General features: G+C 49.1%; 1 protein-coding gene and 1 pseudogene. One reads left to right on the plus strand and one right to left on the minus strand.

Annotation, left to right across the window (positions count from 1 at the left end):
* Positions 1 to 314 (plus strand): redox-sensitive transcriptional activator SoxR (soxR, locus tag ACS8YF_RS19680; RefSeq protein ID WP_440851785.1); only part of this gene is annotated, 314 nt, incomplete at its 5' end.
* A 290-nt stretch (positions 315 to 604) separates the two neighbouring features.
* On the opposite strand, the pseudogene ACS8YF_RS19685 reads toward soxR, so the two are convergent.
* Positions 605 to 817: pseudogene (locus ACS8YF_RS19685) on the minus strand (hypothetical protein); the annotation flags it as partial.

Consider the following 817-nt stretch of genomic DNA (forward strand, 5'->3'; position numbering starts at 1 on the left):
GTGATGTGTTGCGATATGTTGCAATTATCAAAATTGCTCAGCGTATTGGCATTCCGCTGGCGACCATTGGTGAAGCGTTTGGCGTGTTGCCCGAAGGGCATACGTTAAGTGCGAAAGAGTGGAAACAGCTTTCGTCCCAATGGCGAGAAGAGTTGGATCGGCGCATTCATACCTTAGTGGCGCTGCGTGACGAACTGGACGGATGTATTGGTTGTGGCTGCCTTTCGCGCAGTGATTGCCCGTTGCGTAACCCGGGCGACCGCTTAGGAGAAGAAGGTACCGGCGCACGCTTGCTGGAAGATGAACAAAACTAACGCGCCACAAGGGCGCTTTAGTTTGTTTTCCGGTCTTTGTCTTTCTCTCTATCCCGCTGGTACACAGGAGGGTTTCCCCCGACGTCAACACACCTCATTCGAGCACGTGGTGGAGGTTCCGGTTGGTGTTGATGCTTTAATTGTATGTCACCGACGTTTCTTCGCCAGTGTAAAAGTATACTTTTTAACCGCAATATTTTTGTCATCTCAGACGATTTTTTATCGCAATCCTGAACGGTATACGGCTCGATAACGCTGCAATCTTGCGCACCGACGATAACGTTTGCGCATCAAATGCCTGGTTTTTCATCGTCAAGACAATAAAAGAGAAAAAAGCAGCAAACTTCGGTTGAAAAAGCCGCTATGATCGCCGGATAATCGTTTGCTTTTTTTACCACCCGTTTTGTATGCGCGGAGCTAAACGTTTGCTTTTTTGCGACGCAGCAAATTGTCGCAAACCTGGAGCAAGAAGATAACGTTTCGCTGGCGGGGGATTGTCCGCC

The organism is Salinisphaera sp. SWV1 (assembly GCF_052044155.1).
Lineage (GTDB): Bacteria > Pseudomonadota > Gammaproteobacteria > Nevskiales > Salinisphaeraceae > Salinisphaera.